At 67.3% G+C, this 22,044-nt stretch carries 13 protein-coding genes and 1 tRNA gene; 11 read left to right on the forward strand and 3 right to left on the reverse strand.

Annotated features, from left to right (window positions below):
- Positions 1-56 precede the first annotated feature (56 nt).
- The 3 genes from gltB (at position 57) to pyk (ending at position 7,610) form a co-directional block, all read left to right on the forward strand.
- Positions 57-4,634 carry a glutamate synthase large subunit gene (gene gltB, locus BHD05_RS10580; RefSeq protein ID WP_161886395.1) on the forward strand — a complete coding sequence of 1,526 codons (4,578 nt, stop codon included), beginning with the start codon at positions 57-59 and terminating at the stop codon, positions 4,632-4,634.
- Positions 4,627-6,081, forward strand: coding sequence for a glutamate synthase subunit beta (locus BHD05_RS10585; protein WP_161886396.1), 1,455 nt, complete (start codon positions 4,627-4,629; stop codon positions 6,079-6,081). The genes gltB and BHD05_RS10585 overlap by 8 nt, the downstream gene beginning before the upstream one ends.
- Before the next feature lie 86 nt (positions 6,082-6,167).
- A complete protein-coding gene (gene pyk, locus BHD05_RS10590) occupies positions 6,168-7,610 on the forward strand; it encodes a pyruvate kinase (RefSeq protein ID WP_161886397.1) in 1,443 nt (480 codons plus the stop codon).
- Positions 7,611-7,755: 145 nt separating this feature from the next.
- Here pyk and BHD05_RS10595 read toward each other — a convergent pair.
- Positions 7,756-7,838, reverse strand: a tRNA-Leu gene (locus tag BHD05_RS10595).
- A gap of 38 nt (positions 7,839-7,876) precedes the next feature.
- On the opposite strand from BHD05_RS10595, the gene BHD05_RS10600 reads away from it, so the two are divergent.
- Positions 7,877-8,482 carry an ANTAR domain-containing response regulator gene (locus BHD05_RS10600; RefSeq protein WP_161886398.1) on the forward strand — a complete coding sequence of 202 codons (606 nt, stop codon included), beginning with the start codon at positions 7,877-7,879 and terminating at the stop codon, positions 8,480-8,482.
- Between the two features lie 33 nt (positions 8,483-8,515).
- On the opposite strand, the gene BHD05_RS10605 is transcribed toward BHD05_RS10600, so the two are convergent.
- Positions 8,516-8,941 carry a PaaI family thioesterase gene (locus BHD05_RS10605; protein ID WP_161886399.1) on the reverse strand — a complete coding sequence of 142 codons (426 nt, stop codon included), beginning with the start codon at positions 8,939-8,941 and terminating at the stop codon, positions 8,516-8,518.
- Positions 8,942-8,994: 53 nt separating this feature from the next.
- Here BHD05_RS10605 and polA point away from each other — a divergent pair, with 53 nt between their 5' ends.
- The 4 genes from polA (at position 8,995) to rpsA (ending at position 15,312) form a co-directional block, all read left to right on the forward strand.
- The gene (gene polA / locus BHD05_RS10610; RefSeq protein WP_161886400.1) at positions 8,995-11,661 is read left to right on the forward strand and encodes a DNA polymerase I; all 2,667 of its coding nucleotides are present in this window, start codon (positions 8,995-8,997) and stop codon (positions 11,659-11,661) included.
- A gap of 40 nt (positions 11,662-11,701) precedes the next feature.
- Positions 11,702-11,971 carry an HPr family phosphocarrier protein gene (locus BHD05_RS10615; RefSeq protein ID WP_161887487.1) on the forward strand — a complete coding sequence of 90 codons (270 nt, stop codon included), beginning with the start codon at positions 11,702-11,704 and terminating at the stop codon, positions 11,969-11,971.
- A gap of 36 nt (positions 11,972-12,007) precedes the next feature.
- Positions 12,008-13,696: a DUF885 domain-containing protein gene (locus BHD05_RS10620; protein ID WP_161886401.1), complete on the forward strand. Its 1,689-nt coding sequence runs from the start codon at positions 12,008-12,010 to the stop codon at positions 13,694-13,696.
- 167 nt (positions 13,697-13,863) lie between these two features.
- Positions 13,864-15,312, forward strand: coding sequence for a 30S ribosomal protein S1 (gene rpsA / locus BHD05_RS10625; protein ID WP_161886402.1), 1,449 nt, complete (start codon positions 13,864-13,866; stop codon positions 15,310-15,312).
- A 188-nt stretch (positions 15,313-15,500) separates the two neighbouring features.
- Here rpsA and BHD05_RS10630 read toward each other — a convergent pair whose 3' ends face one another.
- Positions 15,501-16,106, reverse strand: coding sequence for a DUF4126 domain-containing protein (locus BHD05_RS10630; RefSeq protein ID WP_202614196.1), 606 nt, complete (start codon positions 16,104-16,106; stop codon positions 15,501-15,503).
- A 160-nt stretch (positions 16,107-16,266) separates the two neighbouring features.
- Between BHD05_RS10630 and coaE the strand changes: the two genes are divergently transcribed.
- The 3 genes from coaE (at position 16,267) to uvrA (ending at position 22,044) form a co-directional block, all read left to right on the forward strand.
- A complete protein-coding gene (gene coaE / locus BHD05_RS10635; protein WP_161886403.1) occupies positions 16,267-16,881 on the forward strand; it encodes a dephospho-CoA kinase in 615 nt (204 codons plus the stop codon).
- 34 nt (positions 16,882-16,915) lie between these two features.
- Positions 16,916-18,982 (forward strand): excinuclease ABC subunit UvrB, encoded by a 2,067-nt coding sequence (gene uvrB / locus BHD05_RS10640; protein ID WP_161886404.1) that lies wholly within the window; start codon positions 16,916-16,918, stop codon positions 18,980-18,982.
- A gap of 86 nt (positions 18,983-19,068) precedes the next feature.
- Positions 19,069-22,044, forward strand: coding sequence for an excinuclease ABC subunit UvrA (gene uvrA, locus BHD05_RS10645; protein WP_161886405.1), 2,976 nt, complete (start codon positions 19,069-19,071; stop codon positions 22,042-22,044).

Consider the following 22,044-nt stretch of genomic DNA (forward strand, 5'->3'; position numbering starts at 1 on the left):
CAATCCCAGGGCCACTGGCGTCCCGCGACTCTGTTTCCTCGTGAGGACGGTTGCTCATGGCACTCAAGCCAACTTTTTCCCGCTTCGGCCTTAACCCCGAAGCTAGTGGTCTCTACGACCCCCGCAACGAACGCGATGCCTGCGGTCTCGCGATGGTTGCGACGCTGCGCGGCACAGCCGGCCACGACATCATCGACGCCGCGCTCGGCGCGCTGCGCAACCTCGAGCACCGCGGCGCGATCGGCTCCGACGCCGGTACCGGCGACGGAGCGGGCATCGTCACCCAGATCCCCGACGAGTTCCTCCGCGCCGTCACCCAATTCGAGCTTCCCCCGGTGGGCCGCTATGTCGTCGGCATGGCGTTCCTCCCCCACGGCGACGCCGAGCGCGCCGAGGTCAAGCTCGGCATCGAGGCGCTCGCCCGGGAGGAGTCGCTCAACGTCATCGGCTGGCGCGAGGTTCCGGTGCGTGCCGACGAGGTCGGCAAGCTCGCCCGTGCCGCGATGCCGGCCTTCGAGCAGCTGTTCCTCTCGAGCGAGCGCACCACCGAGAGCGGCGAGCCCGTCTCCGGCATCCAGCTCGACCGCCAGTCCTTCCGCCTGCGCAAGCGCGCCGAGCGTGAGCTCGAGGTCTATTTCCCGTCGCTGTCCTGCCGCACCATGGTCTACAAGGGAATGGTCACCACCCTCCAGCTCGAGCCGTTCTACCCCGACCTCTCAGACGAGCGGTTCACCTCGAAGCTCGCGCTCGTGCACTCGCGCTACTCGACCAACACGTTCCCGTCGTGGCCGCTCGCCCAGCCCTTCCGCATGGTCGCGCACAACGGCGAAATCAACACGGTGCAGGGCAACCGCAACTGGATGCGCGCCCGCCAGTCGCAACTGCAATCCGACCTGCTCGGCGACATCGACACGATCCTTCCGATCAACACTCCCGGAGCGAGCGACTCCGCGTCGTTCGACGAGGTCGTCGAGCTCCTCAACCTCGCCGGGCGGTCCCTGCCACACGCGATGATGATGATGGTGCCAGAGGCATACGAAAACCAGGCCGACATCGACCCGGCCCGCCGCGACTTCTACGAGTACCACTCCATGCTCATGGAGCCGTGGGACGGCCCCGCGGCGCTCGTGTTCACCGACGGCAGCCTCGTCGGCGCAACCCTCGACCGCAACGGCCTGCGCCCCGGGCGCTACCTCATCACCGATGACGGCCTGGTCGTGCTCGCGAGCGAGATCGGCGTGCTCGACATCGACCCCAGCCGCGTCGTGCGCAAGGGGCGCCTGCAGCCCGGAAAAATGTTCCTCGTCGACACGGCCGAGGGCCGCCTGATCGAGGACGAGGAGATCAAGAGCTCGCTCGCCGCCTCCAAGCCCTGGGGCGACTGGCTCGAATCCGGGCGGATCAACCTCAAGGACCTTCCCGAGCGCGAGCACATCATGCACACCCCGGCATCCGTCACCCGGCGCCAGCGCACCTTCGGCTACACCGAGGAGGAAGTGCGCATCCTGCTCATGCCGATGGCGGCCAACGGCGCCGAACCGATCGGCGCGATGGGCTCCGACACCCCGATCGCCGTGCTCTCGCAGCGCCCGCGCCTGCTCTTCGACTACTTCACACAGGCCTTTGCACAGGTCACCAACCCGCCGCTCGACTCGATCCGTGAGGAGGTCGTGACCTCCCTCACGGTCGGTCTCGGCCCCGAGCGCAATCTGCTCGACGCGACCGAGGAGCACGCCCGCCAGGTCATCCTCGACTTCCCGGTGATCGACAACGACGAGCTCGCCAAGATCCAGCACATCGACCCGCGTGCCAGCAGCCGCACGACCACGACGATCCGCGGACTGTACCGCGTCGACCAGGGGCCTCTCGCGATGCAGAAGCGCATCGCCGAGATGTGCGACGAGGTCGACGACGCGATCGCGAATGGCTGCACATTCATCGTGCTGTCCGACCGCGACTCCAACAAGGACCTGGCACCCATGCCGTCCCTGCTGATGCTCGCGGCCGTGCACCACCACCTGATCCGCGAGCAGAACCGCATGAAGGTCGGCATCGTCGTCGAGGCCGGCGACGTGCGCGAAGTACACCACGTTGCGCTGCTGATCGGCTACGGCGCCTCCGCCGTGAACCCCTACCTCGCGATGGAGAGCGCGGAGCAGCTCGTCAGCGGCGGCATGCTGAGCTCGGTGACAGCAGAGAAGGCCGTCGCGAACCTCATCAAGGCGCTCGGCAAGGGCGTGCTCAAGATCATGTCGAAGATGGGCATCTCGGTCGTCGGCTCCTACGCCGGAGCCCAGACGTTCGAGGCCGTCGGCCTGAGCCAGGGCTTCGTCGACCAGTACTTCACCGGAACATCCAGCCTGCTCGGCGGCGTCGGCATCGACGTCATCGCGGCCGAGAGCGCGTCGCGCCACGAGGCGGCCTACCCCGAGGACGGCGGGACCAACCCGCACGAGCGGCTCGAAACCGGCGGCGAGTACCAGTGGCGCCGGGACGGGCCGCCGCACCTCTTCAACCCCGACACGGTGTTCCGCCTGCAGCACTCCACGAAGACGCGCCGGTACGACATCTTCCGCGATTACACGCGGCTCGTCGACGACCAGGCCGAGAACCTGATGACCCTGCGCGGGATGCTCTCGCTGCGCACCGGCACCCGCCCCGCGGTTCCGATCGACGAGGTCGAGCCGGTCTCCTCTATCGTCACGCGCTTCTCGACCGGCGCGATGAGCTACGGCTCGATCAGCGCCGAGGCGCACGAGACTCTCGCGATCGCCATGAACAGCATCGGAGCGAAGAGCAACACGGGGGAGGGCGGCGAAGACGTCGCCCGCCTGCTCGACCCGGAACGCCGCAGCGCGATCAAGCAGGTCGCGTCCGGACGATTCGGCGTCACGAGCATGTACCTCACCCACGCCACGGACATCCAGATCAAGATGGCGCAGGGCGCCAAGCCCGGCGAGGGCGGCCAGCTCCCGCCGAACAAGGTGTACCCGTGGATCGCCAAGACCCGGCACTCCACGGCCGGGGTCGGCCTGATCAGCCCGCCGCCGCACCACGACATCTATTCGATTGAAGATCTCAAGCAGCTCATCTTCGACCTCAAGCGGGCCAACCCCGCCGCGCGCGTGCACGTGAAGCTCGTGAGCCAGTCCGGAATCGGCGCGGTCGCCGCGGGCGTGACCAAGGCCCTCGCCGATGTCGTGCTGATCTCCGGCCACGACGGCGGCACCGGAGCAAGCCCGCTCAACAGCCTCAAGCACGCGGGCACCCCATGGGAGCTCGGCCTCGCCGAGACCCAGCAGACGCTCATGCTCAACGGCATGCGGGACCGTGTAGTTGTGCAGGCGGACGGGCAGATGAAGACCGGACGCGACGTGATTGTCGCCGCGCTGCTCGGCGCGGAGGAGTACGGCTTCGCCACCGCGCCCCTCATCGTCTCCGGATGCATCCTGATGCGGGTCTGCCACCTCGACACCTGCCCCGTCGGCGTCGCGACCCAGAACCCCGAGCTGCGAGCCCGGTTCACCGGCAAGCCTGAATTCGTCGTGAACTTCTTCGAGTTCCTCGCCCAGGAGGTGCGCGAGTACCTCGCCGAGCTCGGGTTCAGGTCGCTGGGCGAGGCCATCGGTCACAAGGAGATGCTCGACACCAACCGGGCGATCAAGCACTGGAAGGCCGACGGGCTCGACCTGTCGCCCATCCTCATCGGCCCCGACTTCGCGGACAGCGTGCCCCGCTCCCACGGCGTGCTGCAGGACCACGAGCTCGAGTCGCATTTCGACGTCGAGCTCATTCGGCTGAGCCAGGCGGCCATCGAAAGCGGGACACCCGTGTCGATCGCGCTGCCGATCCGCAACACCGAGCGCGCCGTCGGCACCATGCTCGGCAACAGGGTCACCACGAACCACGGCGAGAACGGCCTGCCGACGGGAACGATCGAGGTGACCCTGACCGGCTCGGCCGGCCAGTCGCTCGGCGCCTTCCTGCCGTCGGGGATCACCCTGCGGCTCGAGGGTGACAGCAACGACTACGTCGGCAAGGGGCTGTCCGGAGGGCAGATCGTCGTTCGGCCGGATCGCGCGAGCGTGTTCCCCGCCGAGCACAACGTCATCGCGGGCAACGTCATCGGCTACGGGGCGACCCAGGGCAGCATGTTCATCCGCGGCATCGTCGGTGAGCGCTTCCTCGTGCGCAACTCCGGCGCCACGGCGGTCGTCGAGGGTGTCGGCGACCACGCGCTCGAGTACATGACCGGCGGTCTCGCGGTGATCCTTGGCGATACGGGGCGCAACCTCGGGGCTGGCATGTCCGGCGGCACCGCCTACATCCACTCCCTTCCCCGCGAGCACGTCAATGCCGATTCGCTCGCGAGCGGTGAGCTCGAGCTGCACCCGCTCGGCGCCGCCGACGCGGAGATCCTGCGGGACCTGCTGCAGCGTCACGCCGACGAGACCGAGTCTCCGCTGGCATCCGGGATGCTCGAATCGTTCGAGCGAACTGTCGGCGAGTTCGTGAAGGTACTGCCGCGAGACTACGCCGCCGTGCTCGCCACCAGGGCGAGCGCGATCGAACAGGGAATCGACCCCGACGGCGACGTCACCTGGGGCAGAATTATGGAGGTGACCGGTGGCTGATCCCAAAGGGTTCCTGAAGGTCAAAGAACGAGAACTGCCGCCCCGTCGGCCGGTCGCGCTGCGACTCATGGACTGGAAAGAGGTCTACGAGCAGGGCGACACGGCGACCGTGCGCAAGCAGGCCGGACGATGCATGGACTGCGGTATCGCGTTCTGCCATCAGGGCTGCCCGCTCGGCAACCTGATCCCCGAGTGGAACGACCTCACTTGGCGCGGCGAGGGCCGCCAGGCTATCGAGCGCCTGCACGCCACAAACAACTTCCCCGAGTTCACCGGGCGCCTGTGCCCGGCCCCGTGCGAGAGCTCGTGCGTGCTCGGCATCAACCAGCCGGCCGTCACAATCAAGCAGGTCGAGGTGTCGATCATCGACCAGGCCTTCGCGAACGACTGGGTCGAGCCGCACCCCCCGGAGCGGCTTACCGGCAAGACCGTGGCGGTCGTCGGCTCCGGCCCGGCCGGACTCGCCGCGGCGCAGCAGCTGACCCGCGCCGGCCACACCGTCGCCGTCTTCGAGCGGGACGACCGCATCGGCGGGCTGCTGCGCTACGGCATCCCGGATTTCAAGATGGAGAAGAAGCACATCGAGTCCCGCCTGCGCCAGATGCAGGCGGAGGGCACCCGCTTCCGCGCGAACGTCAACATCGGCGTCGACGTCTCCTGGAGCGACCTGCGCGCGCGCTACGACGCCGTGATCGTCGCCACGGGAGCCCTCGTGCCGCGTGAGCTGCCGATCCCCGGCCGCGACCTCTCCGGCGTGCACTTCGCGATGGAGTACCTCGTGCAGCAGAACCGTGTTGGTGCCGGGGATGCCGTGCTGGACCAGATCACCGCCGACGGCAAGCATGTGGTCGTGCTCGGCGGCGGCGACACGGGAGCGGACTGCATCGGCACCGCGCACCGGCAGCGCGCCCTCTCGGTCACGAACCTCGCGATCGGCGTGCAACCGCCGGCCGAGCGCACCGAGGCGCACCCCTGGCCGATGGCCCCCACCCTGTTCGAGGTGACCAGTGCCCATGAAGAGGGCGGCGAACGCGTGTACCTGGCCTCGACCGTCGAGTTCCTCGCCAACGAGGTCGGTGAGGTGCGCGCGATCCGCGTCGCCGAGACCGAATACCTCGACGGCCGGCGCGTGCCCAAGGCGGGAACGGAGCGAGAGATCCCCGCGGACCTCGTGCTCCTCGCCCTCGGCTTCACGGGCACGGAGGGCGACCAACTCGCCGACCAGCTCCAGGTGCCGTTCGAACGCGGCAACGTCGACCGCGACGGCGACTACCAGACGAGCGAATCGGGGGTCTTCGTCGCCGGGGATGCCGGCCGCGGGCAGTCGCTCATCGTCTGGGCGATCGCCGAGGGACGTGCTGCGGCTGCCGCCGTGGACCGCTATCTTGAGGGCGAGACGAAATTGCCGGCGCCGGTGCGGCCCACCGACCGCGCCGTCTCTATCTGATCTCCGCACCCGTACCCACTACCCACACAGCCGAGCACGGCTCAACAAAGCCGTCTCACCAATCAACACGAATGAAAAAGGAACTAATGAGACGCGCAAAAATCGTGGCCACCCTCGGCCCGGCAACGTCGAGCTACGACAGCATCCGGGCAATCATCGATGCCGGCGTCGACGTCGCGCGGATGAACCTCAGCCACGGCAACTATGCGGTGCACGAAGAGGTCTATAAGAACGTGCGCCGCGCGAGCGATGACTCCGGTCGCGCCGTCGCCGTGCTCGTCGACCTGCAGGGCCCCAAGATCCGCCTCGGCAAGTTCGCCGACGGTCCGCACGAACTCGCTGTTGGCGACATCTTCAAGATCACCACCGAGGACATCCTCGGCACCAGGGACATCTGCGGAACCACCTACTCCGGTCTCGCCGGCGATGTGAAGCCGGGCGACCCGCTCCTCATCGACGACGGCAAGGTCAAGCTGCGTGCCGTCTCGGTCGAGGGCAACACCGTGACGACCGAGGTCGTCGTCGCCGGAGCCGTCTCCAACAACAAGGGCATCAACCTGCCCGGTGTGGCCGTCAACGTTCCCGCGATGAGCGAGAAGGACGAAGCGGACCTGCGCTGGGGCCTCGCGCTCGGCGCCGACCTCATCGCGCTGTCCTTCGTACGCAACGCCGAGGACATCGTGCGCGCCCACGAGATCATGGCCGAGGTTGGCCGCAAGGTGCCGATCATCGCGAAGATCGAGAAGCCCCAGGCCGTCGACAACCTCGAGGCCATCATCGACGCGTTCGACGGCATCATGGTCGCCCGCGGCGACCTCGGTGTCGAGCTGCCGCTCGAGGCTGTGCCGATCGTGCAGAAGGAGGCGATCGAGATGTCCCGCCGGATGGCGAAGCCCGTCATCGTCGCGACACAGATGCTCGAATCGATGATCTCCAGCCCCATCCCGACCCGCGCCGAGACCTCCGACGTCGCCAACGCCGTGCTCGACGGCGCCGACGCGGTCATGCTCAGCGGGGAGACCAGCGTGGGGGAGTACCCCGTGATCACGGTGCAGACCATGGCGCGCATCGTCACCTCCACCGAGGAGCACGGTCTCGACCGCATCCTTGCGCTCGGCACGAAGCCGCGCACCCTCGGCGGTGCCCTCACTCTCGCCGCGGCCGAGGTCGCCGACTTCGTCGATGCCCGCTACCTGTGCGTGTTCACCGAGAGCGGCGACTCCGTGCGCCGCATGTCGCGGCTGCGCCACCGCACACCCATCTTCGCGTTCACCCCTGAGGCGGGCATCCGCTCTCGGCTCGCCTGGGTCTGGGGCGTCGAGACCTTCTTGGTTCCACGCGTCACCCACACCGACGAACTCATCGCGCAGGTCGACGATGTTCTGCTGGGCCACAACCGCGCCGATATCGGCGACCGGGTCGTCGTCATCGCCGGCTCACCTCCCGGAATCTCGGGTTCGACCAACGACGTGCGAGTGCACCGTGTCGGTGACGCCCACAACGGCGCAGCACCCGCCTACCAGCTGTAGCATCTCGTGAATCGCACCGCCCGGGCCTCACAGTCCGGGCGGTGCGGTCCCACCTGGAGGCGGCCCCCGGGACGCCTGCCACGCCGTCCACGCTCGCCCATGCCCGGTGCCCGCAGACGCCGTGGCGCCACCCAAACGCCGATTGTGCCGGTGGTGGGACTCGAACCCACACGCCCTTTCGAGCAAAGCATTTTGAGTGCTCCGCGTCTGCCATTCCGCCACACCGGCGCACAACAACCGCGTTCAGAATACCGTAGGGTTTAGGCATGACCGACCAGGATGCCGTCCAGCAAGCCCCCCGCCGCGTCGTTGTGGCAGAGGACGAATCCCTCATCCGCCTCGACATCGTCGAAACCCTCCGCGACAACGGATTCGAGGTCGTCGGCGAGGCCGGAGACGGCGAGACCGCGGTCGCACTGGCGACCGAGCTGCGCCCCGACCTCGTCATCATGGACGTGAAGATGCCCCTCCTCGACGGCATCTCCGCCGCCGAACGCCTGAGCAAGAACCACATCGCTCCCGTCGTGCTGCTCACCGCGTTCAGCCAGAAGGAACTGGTCGAGCGCGCGAGCGAGGCCGGAGCGCTCGCCTACGTCGTCAAGCCGTTCACCCCGAACGACCTGCTGCCCGCGATCGAGATCGCCCTCTCGCGGTACGCCCAGATCATCACGCTCGAGGCCGAGGTCGCCGACCTCGTCGAGCGGTTCGAGACCCGCAAGCTCGTCGACCGGGCCAAGGGCCTGCTCAACGAGAAGATGGGATTCAGCGAGCCCGAGGCGTTCCGCTGGATCCAGAAGGCCTCGATGGACCGTCGCCTCACCATGCACGACGTCGCGCAGTCGATCATCGAGCAGCTCTCCGCCAAGAAGTAGTCGGCTGCTGCGGTAGCAGCGGATCGCGGGCAGCTACATCTCGCGAAGCATGTTCGTCATCCGCACCGTCGAGAGCCTGCGGCCCTCGGCGTCGGTGACGACGATCTCGTGGGTCGCCAGGGTGCGGCCGAGCACGAGCGCGGTGCACGTGGCCGTCACCCACCCGCTCGTGATCGAGCGGCTGTGGGTGGCGTTGATCTCGATCCCGACGGCATAACGTCCGGGGCCCGCGTGGATGGCGGATGACACCGAGCCCAGCGTCTCGCCGAGCACCACGTGCGCGCCGCCGTGCAGCAGCCCGACCACCTGGGTGTTGCCCTCCACGGGCATCCGCGCCAGGGACTTCGCGGCCGACAGCTCGACAAATTCGATGCCCATCTTCCTGGCGAGCGCTCCGCCCCCGGAGTCGATCAGGCGTGCGACCAGTTCCGGGTCGAGGTCCGTGGGGAAGGTCGTCATCGGCTGCTTTCGTCGGTCCTCGGCATGTCGCCAGCCGCCGGTAGGCTTGCTGCGTGTCGGACAACGAAAAGCCTACTCTGCTCATCATCGACGGCCATTCGCTGGCGTTCCGTGCGTTTTACGCGCTCCCGGTCGATAGCTTCCAGAACCGGGAGGGGCAGCACACCAACGCGATCCACGGGTTCATCGCGATGCTGATCAACCTGCTGCAGAGCGAGAAACCCACCCACCTCGGTGTTGCCTTCGACATTTCCCGCTTCTCCTTCCGCACCCGCGAGTACCCCGAGTACAAGGGCACCCGCGGCGAGACACCGCCCGAGTTCGTCGGCCAGATTCCCCTGCTCGAGGAGGCGCTGGGGGCGATGGGCATCACGACCATCACCAAGGAGGACTACGAGGCCGACGACATCCTCGCCACCCTCGCCACCCAGGGCGCGGCGCAGGGCTACAAGGTCCTGGTCGTCTCCGGCGACCGCGACGCCATCCAGATGGTGAACGACGACGTCACCCTGCTGTACCCCAACGCGCGCGGCGTCTCCGAGCTCAAGCGCTACGACCGCGACGCCGTGTTCGAGCGTTACGGGATCGAACCGCACCAGTACCCCGACATCGCCGCGCTCGTCGGTGAGACGAGCGACAACCTCATCGGCATCGACAAGGTGGGCGAGAAGACCGCCGTGAAGTGGATCACCCAGTACGGCAGTCTCACCGAGGTACTCGCCCACTCCGGCGACATCAAGGGCGTCGTCGGCGAGAAGCTGCGGGAGCAGTCCGACCGGGCGATCCGCAACCGCAAGCTCAACCACCTGCTGTGCGACGTAGTGCTGCCTGTCGGGCCGAACGACCTGCAACGACGACCCGTCGACGAGCGTGCGGTGCGCGAGGTCTTCGCGAAGCTGCAGTTCAAGACGCTGCTCGAGCGGGTGCTCAAGCTCGCCGGCGCCACCGCCGACCCGAGCGAGCTGCTCGCGATCCCGGATGCCGCCGCCGCCGCAATCCCCCCGGTGCGCACCCTCGTCGACGAGGAGCTCGCCCACTGGATCGATACGGCCTCCACCGGGCACACCAAGCCCCTCGCCCTGCGCATCGAGCGTGGTGTCGAGGGCATCACGGGGTTCGGGCTCGCCGCGAACCACGACTCCGCCTATGTGCCCTGGGCTCCCGGCCGCCCCGACTACACGGCGCTCGAAGCGTGGCTCGCCGGCCCTGCCCCGAAGGTGCTGTTCGACGCGAAGGCCGACCTCAAGGCACTGCGCGGTGTCGGACTCGACCTCGCCGGCATCCGGTTCGACACGCGGATCGCCGCATGGCTGCTCAAGCCGGGTGGCTCCACAAAGGACCTCGCCGGCCAGGTGTACGACTTCCTCGGCCTCACCCTGCCCCAGTCCGACCCGAACCAGCTCGTGCCGGAGACGGGCGCGGTGAGCGTGGCGACCGAGGCCTGGTACCTGCTCGAGGTCGCCGACTACCTCGAGGACGCCCTCGACGACACCACCAGGGGAGTGCTCGAGGGCATCGAGCTCCCGCTCGTGACGGTGCTCGCCGAGATGGAACTCACCGGAATCACGGTCAATGCGCAGGTGCTCGGGCGCCTGTCGACACAGCTGGCCGAAACCGCGGGGGACCTGCAATCCCGCGCCTACGCGGAGATCGGCCGCGAAGTGAACCTCGGCTCGCCGAAGCAGCTTCAGCAGGTGCTGTTCGACGAGTTGGGGATGCCGAAGACGCGCGCGAACAAGACGGGGTTTTCTACGGATGCCGCCTCGCTCGCCGACCTGCAGGAGCAGAACCCGCATCCGTTCCTCGACCTGCTGCTCAAGCACCGCGACGCGACCAAGCTGCGCCAGATCATCGAGACCCTCGAGAAGGCGATCGAACCCGACGACCGCGTGCACACCCGCTACGACCAGACCGGCACGAGCACCGGACGCGTCTCGTCGACCGACCCGAACCTGCAGAACATCCCGATCAGGACCGAGATCGGCCGCGAGATTCGCTCGGCGTTCGAGCACGGTGGCAACTTCAGCACGCTTCTCACCGCCGACTATTCGCAGATCGAGATGCGCATCATGGCGCACCTGTCCGGCGACGCCGGCCTGATCGCCGCGTTCAACGAGGGGGAGGACCTGCACCGATTCGTGGGCGCCCGCATCTTCGGGGTCGCACCGTCGGAGGTCACCCCGGTCATGCGCGGCAAGGTCAAGGCGATGTCGTACGGGCTCGCCTACGGGCTGAGCGCGTTCGGGCTCTCGAAGCAGCTCCGCATCGACACGGCAGAGGCGAAGCAGCTCATGGGCGATTACTTCGCCCGCTTCGGCGCGGTGCGCGACTACCTGCGCAACGTCGTCGTGCAGGCGCGCGTCGACGGGTACACCGAGACGATCTTCGGTCGGCGCCGTCCGTTCGCGGACCTCAACTCCGCGAACCGGGTGCTGCGCGAGAACGCCGAGCGCGCCGCCCTCAACGCGCCAATTCAGGGTTCGGCGGCCGACATCATGAAGATCGCGATGCTCGGCATCTCCGACGACCTCCGGTCGCGGGGCCTCGGCTCCCGCATGCTGCTCCAGGTGCACGACGAACTCGTGTTCGAGGTCGCCGACGGTGAGCTCGACGAGCTCAGCGGCATCGTGGAGCACCGCATGGGACAGGCCGCCGACCTCTCGGTTCCCCTCGACGTGCAGATCGGCACGGGGCCGAACTGGGACGCCGCGGCGCACTGACCGCGGCTAGGGTTGACGCATGACGATCGAGGGGCAGCACATGGCCGAACGCACCGTTGTCATCGCCTCGGCGATCGGACTGCACGCGCGCCCGGCCTCACTGTTCTGCCAGGCCGCCGCCGCGACCGGCATTCCGATCACCCTCATGAGCCAGGAAGGGCGCCGGGTCAACGCCGCGAGCATCCTCGGCGTGCTCTCCCTCGGCATCGACCACGGCGAGACCGTGCACCTGAGCGCGGAGGGCGACGGGGCGGATGCCGCGCTCGACACCCTCATCGAGCTGCTGGGCTCCGACCTCGACGCGCAGTAGCGGTAATTTACTCACTCCCTGTCCTAGGCTCGGGTGATGACCAACGACGCCGTCACCACTCCGCGCACCACCACTTCGATCGACCGAATCGCCGAGGACTGGGTACTGACCCTCGCCGACCTCGACCCCACGGTCGCGACCTGGATCGGCATCCCCGGACGCCTCGACGAGTACGGCGACCTGTCGCCTGCTGGCCACGCACGGTACATCGACGAGGTCACGAGAGTCATCGCGCTGCTCGATGAGACGGATGCCGTCGATGACGTCGACTGGGTCACGAAGACCGATCTGGGCGCCGACCTCCAGCTCACGGTCGAGGAGAGCGAGGCCGGGCTGTGGATGCGCGACCTCAACGTCATCGCCTCGCCGGCGCAGGGGCTGCGCGACGTGCTCGACCTCATGCCCACGGCATCCGCAGAGGACTGGGCGAACATCGCCGGACGACTTCGCAACCTCCCTGCCGCGATCGACGGCTACATCCAGTCCCTCCGCGCCGGGATCGACCGGCAGATCACCCCAGCCAAGCGCCAGGTGCGCGAGGTGCTCGCCCAGGCCCGCAAGCACGAGGCGTCCGACGGCTTCTTCTTCGAGTTCACCGCCGGTGCGCAACTCGACGGCGGATCGGCGCTGCCCGAGTCGGTCACCGCCGACCTCGCGAGCGGCGCGATCGCGTCCGCCGGCGCCTACGGGGTGCTCGCCGCGTTCCTCGAGAACGAACTGCTGCCCGCCGCGACCGAGAGCGACGCCGTCGGCCGCGAGCTCTACGCGCTGCAGTCCCGCCGCTTCCTCGGCGCCACCATCGACCTCGACGAGACCTACGAGTGGGGCATCCAGGAGCTCGCGCGGATGACCGCGGAGCAGGAGTCCATCGCAAACGAGATCAAGCCGGGAGCATCCGTCGCCGAGGCCATCGCCCTGCTCGACGCCGACCCCGCACGCACCCTGCACGGCACAGCCGCACTGCAGGAGTGGATGCAGAAGCTCAGCGACACCGCCGTGGCCGAGCTTGGCGAGTCGCACTTCGACATTCCCGCCCCGATCACCCGCCTCGAATGCCTCATCGCGCCGACCAAGGAGGGCGGCATCTACTACACGAGCCCGAGCGACGATTTCAGCCGCCCCGGCCGCATGTGGTGGTCGGTGCCGGAGGGCGTCACCGAGTTCAACACCTGGCGCGAGACGACCACGGTCTACCACGAGGGTGTTCCCGGCCATCACCTGCAACTCGGCCAGGCCGTCTTCAACCGCGCGAAGCTCAACACCTGGCGGCGCCAGCTCGCCGGCACCTCGGGCCACGCCGAGGGCTGGGCTCTGTACGCCGAGCGGCTCATGCAGCAGCTCGGCTACCTGGACGACCCGGGCGACCGCCTCGGCATGCTCGATGGACAGCGGATGCGCGCGGCGCGCGTCGTGCTCGACATCGGCGTGCACCTCGGCAAGCCGCGCCTCGACGGCACCGGGGTCTGGGACTACGACTACGCCTTCGAGTTCATGAAGGCCAACGTCAACATGAACGAGCCGTTCGTGCGCTTCGAGGTCAACCGCTACTTCGGCTGGCCCGGACAGGCCCCCTCCTACAAGGTCGGCCAGCGCATCTGGGAGCAGCTGCGCGACGACTTCCAGGCGCGCGAGGGCGACGACTTCGACATCCGCGCCTTCCACCGCCGCGCGCTCGACATCGGCGGGGTCGGACTCGACACACTGCGGGCTGCCCTCCTCGGCTGACCGCCCAGAGATCGACTCGCCGGGACGGCGCGGTTGCCGCTGTGCACCCGCCCGGCTATGGTAGAACGGCTGCGTTTTGCGGCGACCCCATCCACACGCCTCCGGCAACTTCACCGTGCAACATCCGCCGAGGCCCGAATTATGTCCATCCTGGAGCATTTACTTATATGACAATCGCAACGACCGATAGGGCACCCAAGCAGGTCGCCATCAATGACATTGGATCTGCTGAAGACTTTCTTGCCGCGGTCGAAAAGACGCTGAAGTTTTTCAACGACGGAGACCTCATCGAGGGCATCGTCGTCAAGATCGATCGTGACGAGGTTCTCCTCGACGTCGGTTACAAGACCGAGGGTGTTATCCCCTCTCGCGAGCTTTCGATCAAGCACGACGTCAACCCCGACGAGGTTGTATCCGTCGGCGACACGGTCGAAGCCCTCGTTCTCCAGAAGGAGGACAAGGAAGGCCGCCTCATCCTGTCGAAGAAGCGCGCGCAGTACGAGCGTGCGTGGGGCGACGTGGAGAAGATCAAGGACGCCGACGGCGTGGTGACCGGTTCGGTCATCGAGGTCGTCAAGGGTGGCCTCATCGTCGATATCGGCCTGCGTGGGTTCCTGCCCGCGTCGCTCATCGAGCTGCGCCGTGTCCGCGACCTGACCCCGTACCTCGGCCAGGAGATCGAAGCGAAGATCCTCGAGCTCGACAAGAACCGCAACAACGTGGTCCTGTCGCGCCGTGCGCTGCTCGAGCAGACCCAGTCCGAGAGCCGCACGACGTTCCTCAACAACCTCGCCAAGGGCCAGGTTCGCAAGGGTGTCGTCTCGTCGATCGTCAACTTCGGCGCGTTCGTCGACCTCGGCGGCGTCGACGGTCTCGTTCACGTCTCCGAGCTCAGCTGGAAGCACATCGAGCACGCCTCAGAGGTTGTCGAGGTTGGCCAGGAGGTCACCGTCGAGATCCTCGAGGTCGACCTCGAGCGCGAGCGCGTCTCCCTGTCGCTCAAGGCGACGCAGGAAGACCCGTGGCAGGTCTTCGCCCGCACCCACGCAATCGGACAGGTTGCACCGGGCAAGGTCACGAAGCTCGTCCCCTTCGGCGCGTTCGTTCGCGTTGCAGAAGGCATCGAGGGCCTCGTGCACATCTCCGAGCTGTCGGGCAAGCACGTCGAGCTCGCCGAGCAGGTTGTCTCGGTCGGCGACGAGGTATTCGTCAAGGTCATCGACATCGACCTCGAACGTCGCCGCATCTCCCTCTCGCTGAAGCAGGCGAACGACGGCGTCGACCCCGACGGCACCGAGTTCGACCCGGCCCTCTACGGAATGCTCACCGAGTACGACGACGCCGGGAACTACAAGTACCCCGACGGCTTCGACCCGGAGACCAACGAGTGGAAAGAGGGCTTCGAGACCCAGCGCGAGAAGTGGGAGCAGGACTACGCTGCAGCCCAGGCTCGCTGGGAAGCCCACAAGAAGCAGGTCTCCACGGCTGCCAACGAGGTTCGCGAGGCGCCCGCCGCTGCCGGCTCCTCGTTCTCGACCGACGCTGACTCCGCCGGAACCCTCGCCGACGACGCGACGCTTGCGGCCCTTCGCGAGAAGCTGTCCAACAACTCCTAACCGAGTGGTGTGAAGCGGCCGGGTCCCTCTGGGGGCCCGGCCGCTTTGTCGTTGCGCTGCCGAGACGGCGTCGCACGGCGAGCGTAGGCCCCTGGCTGCGCGGTGAGCGGTGAGAGTACGGGATTCGGCTGCTCTTTGAGTAGTTGAAAAGCCGAATCGCGTACTCTCACAGGCGTTCAGGCCGGCGTTCAGGCGGGCGGGGGGGCGGGCGCGCGCTCACCTCGCCGTCGCCGGACCGCGCGGATCGCGGCCCATCCGCCGATCGCGAGCGCCGGAATCAGCACGATCAGCAGGATCGGAACGGCAACGGCAAGCACGCTGAGGGCGACGCTCACGATGTCCTCGGTGATGCTCGCGACAGGAGCGGCGGCACCAGCCGTGGCGACGTTGAGCACCGGGCGAGCCGCCATCTTCAGCAGGTGCACACCGAGCGCGAGGAGGATTCCCATGACCAGGGGAACCCAGTTCGTGCTGAACAGTTCCGCCGGGTCGGTCACCGCCCTCGTTTCTGTGCCGGTGCCGGTGCTGAAGGCGATGCCGCCTGCTGTGGGTCTCACGACCGTCTGAAGCCAGTCGTTGATCGTGTCGACCGCGGGAATCTTGTCGGCGAAGAACTCGACAACGAGCAGCACCCCGAGGATCGCGAGCACCCACTCGTTCTCGAGCCAGGCCCACGCCGGCGGAAGGGCAACGACGTCGAGAAAGCGCGCGGCAAGGCCGAGGGCGAGCAGGGGGATGTAGGCATTGAGCCCGGCGGCCAGCGCGAGGCCGGTGCCGGTCAGCAACTCGATCATGGGCGCCTCCAGGGGTCTCCTGCTTCGATGCTACGGGCGAACCGTAAAGAAGTCGCTGCGCGTTCCCGCGCATGTTGTTCGCTCGCGTGGCAGTAATCGCATGCACGCGGGTGAACAGCACGCGCGCGAACGTCGGCACCCGCACGGATACCATGAGCGGATGTATCTGATCGGACTGACCGGCGGCATCGCGTCCGGCAAATCGCTCGTGAGCGCGCGCCTCGCCGAACGCGGCGCAGTCGTGATCGATGCCGACCTGCTCGCGCGCGAGGTCGTCGAGCCCGGCACGCCGGCGCTCGAGGCGATCGCGGGGCAGTTCGGCGCATCCGTCATCGACGGTGAGGGCCGGCTCGACCGCGCCGCGCTCGGCGCGATCGTCTTCGCCGACCCCGCGCGGCTCGAGATCCTCAATGGCATCACGCACCCCGCGGTACGGGCGCTCACACGCGAGCGGATCTCCGCCGCTGAGGCGGACGACCCGAACGCGATCGTCGTCTACGACGTGCCGCTGCTGGCCGAGACAAGCGTCGCGCACGGGTACGACCTCGTGGTCGTGGTCGAGGCAGCCGTTGCCGAGCGCATCCGCCGCATGGTCGAGATCCGCGGCATGTCGCGGGACGACGTCGAGCGGCGCCTCCGGTCGCAGGCGAGCGACGACGAGCGTCGGGCGATCGCCCACGTCGTCATCGACAACACCGGCACCATCGAGCAGACGCGCGCGCAGGTCGACGCCCTGTGGGAGACGGTCGCCGGTTCCGCTGCTGGCAAACACTGACCCGACTGTCAGTGGTGCTGCCTAAGCTTGCAGCATGGAACCAACGCGCTCAGTGCGCCCGTTTGAGGTCATCAGCGAATACACGCCGAGCGGCGACCAGCCGGCGGCAATCGCCGAACTCACGGCCCGCATCAACGCGGGGGAGACGGATGTCGTGCTGCTCGGCGCCACCGGAACCGGCAAGTCCGCGACGACGGCCTGGCTGATCGAGCAGGTGCAGCGGCCGACCCTCGTGCTCGCCCACAACAAGACCCTCGCCGCACAGCTCGCCAACGAGTTCCGCGAACTCATGCCGAACAACGCCGTCGAGTACTTCGTCTCCTACTACGACTACTACCAGCCCGAGGCGTACGTTCCGCAGACCGACACCTTCATCGAGAAAGACAGCTCGGTCAACGCCGAGGTGGAGCGGCTGCGGCACTCCACGACGAACTCCCTGCTGAGCCGGCGCGACGTCATCGTGGTCTCGACCGTCTCCTGCATTTACGGCCTCGGAAGCTCAGAGGAGTACCTCGACGCGATGATGGCGCTGCAGGTCGGGATGCGCATCAACCGCGACGTGCTGATCCGCAAGTTCGTGTCGATGCAGTACCAGCGCAACGATGTCGACTTCTCCCGTGGAAACTTCCGCGTGCGCGGTGACACGATCGAGATCATCCCGATGTACGAGGAGCTCGCGATCCGCATCGAGATGTTCGGCGACGAGATCGAGGCCCTCTACTCCCTGCATCCGCTCACCGGCGACGTCGTCAAGAAGCTCGACGCCGTATCGGTTTTCCCCGGGTCGCACTACGTCGCCGGCGATGAGGCGATGCGCGCTGCGACCGTCACGATCAAGGAGGAGCTCGCCGAGCGGCTCGGCCAGCTCGAGCGCGAGGGCAAGCTGCTCGAGGCGCAGCGGCTGCGCATGCGCACGACCTTCGACCTCGAGATGATGGAGCAGATCGGTTTCTGCAGCGGCATCGAGAACTACTCCAGGCACATCGACCAGCGAGCGCCCGGCGAGGCCCCGCACTGCCTGATCGACTACTTTCCCGACGACCTCCTCGTCGTCATTGACGAGTCGCACGTCACGATTCCTCAGATCGGGGCAATGTACGAGGGGGATGCCTCGCGCAAGCGCACCCTCGTGGAGCACGGTTTCCGCCTGCCGAGCGCGATGGACAACCGCCCGCTGAAGTTCAACGAGTTCCTCGACCGGGTCGGGCAGAAAGTGTACCTGTCGGCGACGCCGGGCAAGTACGAGATGGGCATCACCGACTCCATCGTCGAGCAGATCATCCGGCCGACCGGGCTCATCGACCCGGAGATTGTCGTCAAGCCCACCAAAGGCCAGATTGACGACCTGCTCGAGGAGATCCGCATCCGCGCGGCGAAAGACGAGAGGGTGCTTGTCACGACCCTCACCAAGAAGATGGCGGAGGAGCTCACCGACTTCCTCGGTGAGGCCGGGGTGCGCGTGCGCTACCTGCACTCCGACGTCGACACTCTCCGCCGGGTCGAGCTGCTCACCGAGCTGCGGGCAGGCGTCTACGACGTGCTCGTGGGCATCAACCTGCTGAGGGAGGGGCTCGACCTGCCGGAGGTGTCGCTCGTCGCGATTCTGGATGCCGACAAGGAGGGCTTCCTACGGTCGGCAACCTCGCTCATCCAGACCATCGGCCGCGCCGCCCGCAACGTCTCTGGTGCCGTGCACATGTACGCCGACGTGCTCACCGACTCGATGAAGAAGGCGATCGACGAGACCTCGAGGCGGCGCGAGAAGCAGGTCGCCTACAACCTCGAGCGCGGCGTCGACCCGCAGCCCCTGCGCAAGCGCATCGCCGACATCACCGAGATACTGCAGCGCGAGCAGGCCGACACCCAGGCGCTGCTGGCCGGGCGCGACGGCCGCAAGCGTTCCGCCACGCCGGGCCTTCGCCGGGAGGGCCTCGCCGCAGCCGGCGCAGGCGACCTCGAGAGCATAATCCGTGACCTCAACGAGCAGATGCTTCAGGCGGCGGGAGAGCTGAAGTTCGAGCTCGCGGCACGGCTGCGCGACGAGGTCTCCGATCTTAAGAAGGAGCTGCGCCAGATGGAGGCGGCGGGTCACCTCTCGTGATCGGATCCGCGCTGGCCGGATGGCCGACGAGGCCGCTCACGGCCCGCTGTCAGGCGGATGTCGGTGGCGTCCGTAGGATATAGAGAGTGTCTATTTCGAACGTAGAATCCGGTTCCGTGCTCAGTGTCCGAGGCGCCAGGGTCCACAACCTCCGCAACGTCGACCTGGAAATTCCTCGCGACTCGCTCGTCGTTTTCACCGGCCTGTCCGGCTCGGGCAAATCGTCCCTCGCATTCGACACGATCTTCGCCGAGGGGCAGCGCCGCTACGTCGAGTCGCTCTCCGCGTACGCCCGCCAGTTCCTCGGCCAGGTCGACCGGCCCGACGTCGACTTCATCGAGGGACTGAGCCCCGCCGTCTCGATCGACCAGAAGTCCACCAACCGCAACCCGCGGTCGACGGTCGGCACGATCACCGAGATCTATGACTACATGCGCCTGCTCTGGGCTCGGATCGGTGTGCCACACTGCGCGATCTGCGGTGAGAAGATCGAGAAGCAGACGGTGCAGCAGATCGCCGACCAGCTCATGACACTGTCGGCCGGCACCCGATACCAGGTCGTCAGCCCGGTCGTCTCGAAGAAGAAGGGCGAATTCGTCGACCTGTTCCGCGAACTCGCCGCCACCGGATACTCCCGCGCGATCGTCGACGGCGAGCAGATCCAGCTGAGCGACCCGCCGACACTCAAGAAGCAGATCAAGCACGACATCTCGGTCGTCGTCGACCGGCTCGTGGCGGCCGACGACATCCTCAGCCGTCTCACCGACTCCCTCGAGACCGCGCTGCGCCTGACCGACGGCCTCGTCTCGATCAACTTCATCGATGAGAAGGGCGAGAAGGCCTGGCGCAACTTCTCTGAGAAGCTCTCCTGCCCGAACGGGCATCCGGTACAGCTCACCGAGATCGAGCCGCGCACCTTCTCGTTCAACGCGCCGTTCGGCGCCTGCCCGGAGTGCTCCGGCCTCGGCACTCGCATGTCGGTCGACTCCGAGCTGCTCCTCGGCGACCCCGCCCTGAGCCTCGCCGAGGGCGTCATCCTGCCCTGGACCCAATCCGGCAAGGGCCTATTCACTTACTTTCAGCGGCTGCTGCAGGGTCTCGCCCACGACCTCGACTTCTCGCTCACAACCCCGTGGCGCGACCTCGGCGACGAGGTGCAGGAGGCGATCCTCAAGGGCAACAACTTCGAGGTGACCGTGAAGTGGAAGAACCGCTACGGCCGCGAAATGAAATACTCCACCGGCTTCGAGGGGGTCATGCCGTACATCGAGCGCAAGTTCCTCGAGGCGGAGACGGATGCCGCGAGGCAGCGCTACTCGAGCTACCTGCGCGAGATCCCGTGCCCGGTCTGCGACGGCAAGCGGCTGCGGCCCGAGGTTCTCGCGGTGACGGTGCACGACCACAACATCTCGGATGTCGCCGAGCTCAGCCTCGTCGACGCCTTCGAGTTCATGCAGCTCCTCGAGCTCTCCGAGCGGGAGGCGAAGATCGCCGCCGCCGTGCTGCGCGAGATCCGCGCCCGGCTCTCGTTCCTCATCGAAGTCGGCCTCAACTACCTGAATCTGGCGCGCGCCGCGGGGTCGCTCAGCGGGGGAGAGGCCCAGCGCATCCGGCTCGCGACCCAGATTGGGTCCGGCCTGACCGGGGTGCTCTACGTGCTCGACGAGCCGAGCATCGGACTGCACCAGCGGGACAACCGGCGCCTCATCGAGACACTCGTGAAGCTCAAGAACCTCGGCAACACCCTCATCGTCGTGGAGCACGACGAGGACACCATCCGCACCGCCGACTGGATCGTCGATATCGGTCCGGGCGCGGGGGAGCACGGGGGAGAGGTGGTGCACTCCGGCTCGTACGAGGACCTGCTCGAGAACAGGCGCTCGATGACGGGCGACTACCTCTCCGGGCGCCGTTCGATCGAGGCCCCGGCGAAGCGGCGGCCGGTCGACGCGAAGCGCAAGCTCATCGTCGAGGGCGCGCGGGCGAACAACCTGCGCAACGTCACCGTCGAGTTCCCCCTTGGACTGTTCGTGGCCGTCACCGGGGTGAGCGGCTCGGGTAAGTCCTCGCTCATCAACGACATCCTCTACAAGGTGCTCGCGAACGAGCTCAACGGCGCGCGGCAGATCCCCGGCAAGCACACGAGGGTCACCGGGCTCGACAACCTCGACAAGGTCGTGCACGTCGACCAGGCGCCGATCGGCCGCACCCCGCGCTCCAACCCGGCGACCTACACCGGTGTGTTCGACAAGATCCGCAACCTGTTCTCCGAGACCCAGGAGGCCAAGGCGCGCGGCTACCTGCCCGGCCGCTTCAGCTTCAACGTCAAGGGCGGGCGTTGCGAGAACTGCTCGGGCGACGGCACGATCAAGATCGAGATGAACTTCCTGCCCGACGTGTACGTCGTCTGCGAGGTCTGCGACGGCGCCCGGTACAACCGCGACACCCTCACGGTGCACTACAAGGGCAAGAGCATCGCCGAGGTGCTCGACATGCCGATCAGCGAGGCCGCGCAGTTCTTCGAGGCCATCGGCTCGATCAGCCGATTCCTCACGACCCTCGTCGACGTCGGCCTCGGCTATGTGCGGCTCGGCCAGAGCGCCACGACGCTGTCGGGCGGCGAGGCACAGCGCGTGAAGCTCGCGACCGAGCTGCAGAAGCGTTCCAACGGGCGTAGCGTCTACGTGCTCGACGAACCGACCACCGGGCTGCACTTCGAAGACGTGCGCAAGCTCCTGATCGTGCTCGGCGGGCTCGTCGAGAAGGGCAACACCGTCATCGTGATCGAGCACAACCTCGACGTGATCAAGTCGGCTGACTGGCTCATCGACCTCGGACCCGAGGGCGGTTCCGGTGGCGGAGTGGTCATCGGCACCGGCACGCCCGAGCAACTCGCGAAGAACGCCAAGAGCCACACCGGCGTGTTCCTCGGCGAGGTGCTGGCGGCGGATGCTGCGCGTGCAGCGATCGCAAAGTCGGCAGCGAAGGCGGCGAAGGGCACTCCCGCCACTACGAAGGCCCCACGCGCGAAGGTCGCGGCAGCCGCAGTCGCCGCCGGATAA

Origin of the sequence: Marisediminicola antarctica, from assembly GCF_009930795.1 — a bacterium.
Taxonomy (GTDB): domain Bacteria; phylum Actinomycetota; class Actinomycetes; order Actinomycetales; family Microbacteriaceae; genus Marisediminicola; species Marisediminicola antarctica.

Excerpts from the sequence above, each read along its gene's own strand:
- gltB (WP_161886395.1), top strand. The coding sequence starts at position 57 with ATGGCACTCAAGCCAACTTTTTCCCGCTTCGGCCTTAACCCCGAAGCT.
- pyk (WP_161886397.1), top strand. The coding sequence starts at position 6,168 with ATGAGACGCGCAAAAATCGTGGCCACCCTCGGCCCGGCAACGTCGAGC.
- BHD05_RS10600 (WP_161886398.1), top strand. The coding sequence starts at position 7,877 with ATGACCGACCAGGATGCCGTCCAGCAAGCCCCCCGCCGCGTCGTTGTG.
- BHD05_RS10605 (WP_161886399.1), bottom strand. The coding sequence starts at position 8,941 with ATGACGACCTTCCCCACGGACCTCGACCCGGAACTGGTCGCACGCCTG.
- BHD05_RS10615 (WP_161887487.1), top strand. The coding sequence starts at position 11,702 with ATGGCCGAACGCACCGTTGTCATCGCCTCGGCGATCGGACTGCACGCG.
- BHD05_RS10620 (WP_161886401.1), top strand. The coding sequence starts at position 12,008 with ATGACCAACGACGCCGTCACCACTCCGCGCACCACCACTTCGATCGAC.
- rpsA (WP_161886402.1), top strand. The coding sequence starts at position 13,864 with ATGACAATCGCAACGACCGATAGGGCACCCAAGCAGGTCGCCATCAAT.
- BHD05_RS10630 (WP_202614196.1), bottom strand. The coding sequence starts at position 16,106 with ATGATCGAGTTGCTGACCGGCACCGGCCTCGCGCTGGCCGCCGGGCTC.
- coaE (WP_161886403.1), top strand. The coding sequence starts at position 16,267 with ATGTATCTGATCGGACTGACCGGCGGCATCGCGTCCGGCAAATCGCTC.
- uvrB (WP_161886404.1), top strand. The coding sequence starts at position 16,916 with ATGGAACCAACGCGCTCAGTGCGCCCGTTTGAGGTCATCAGCGAATAC.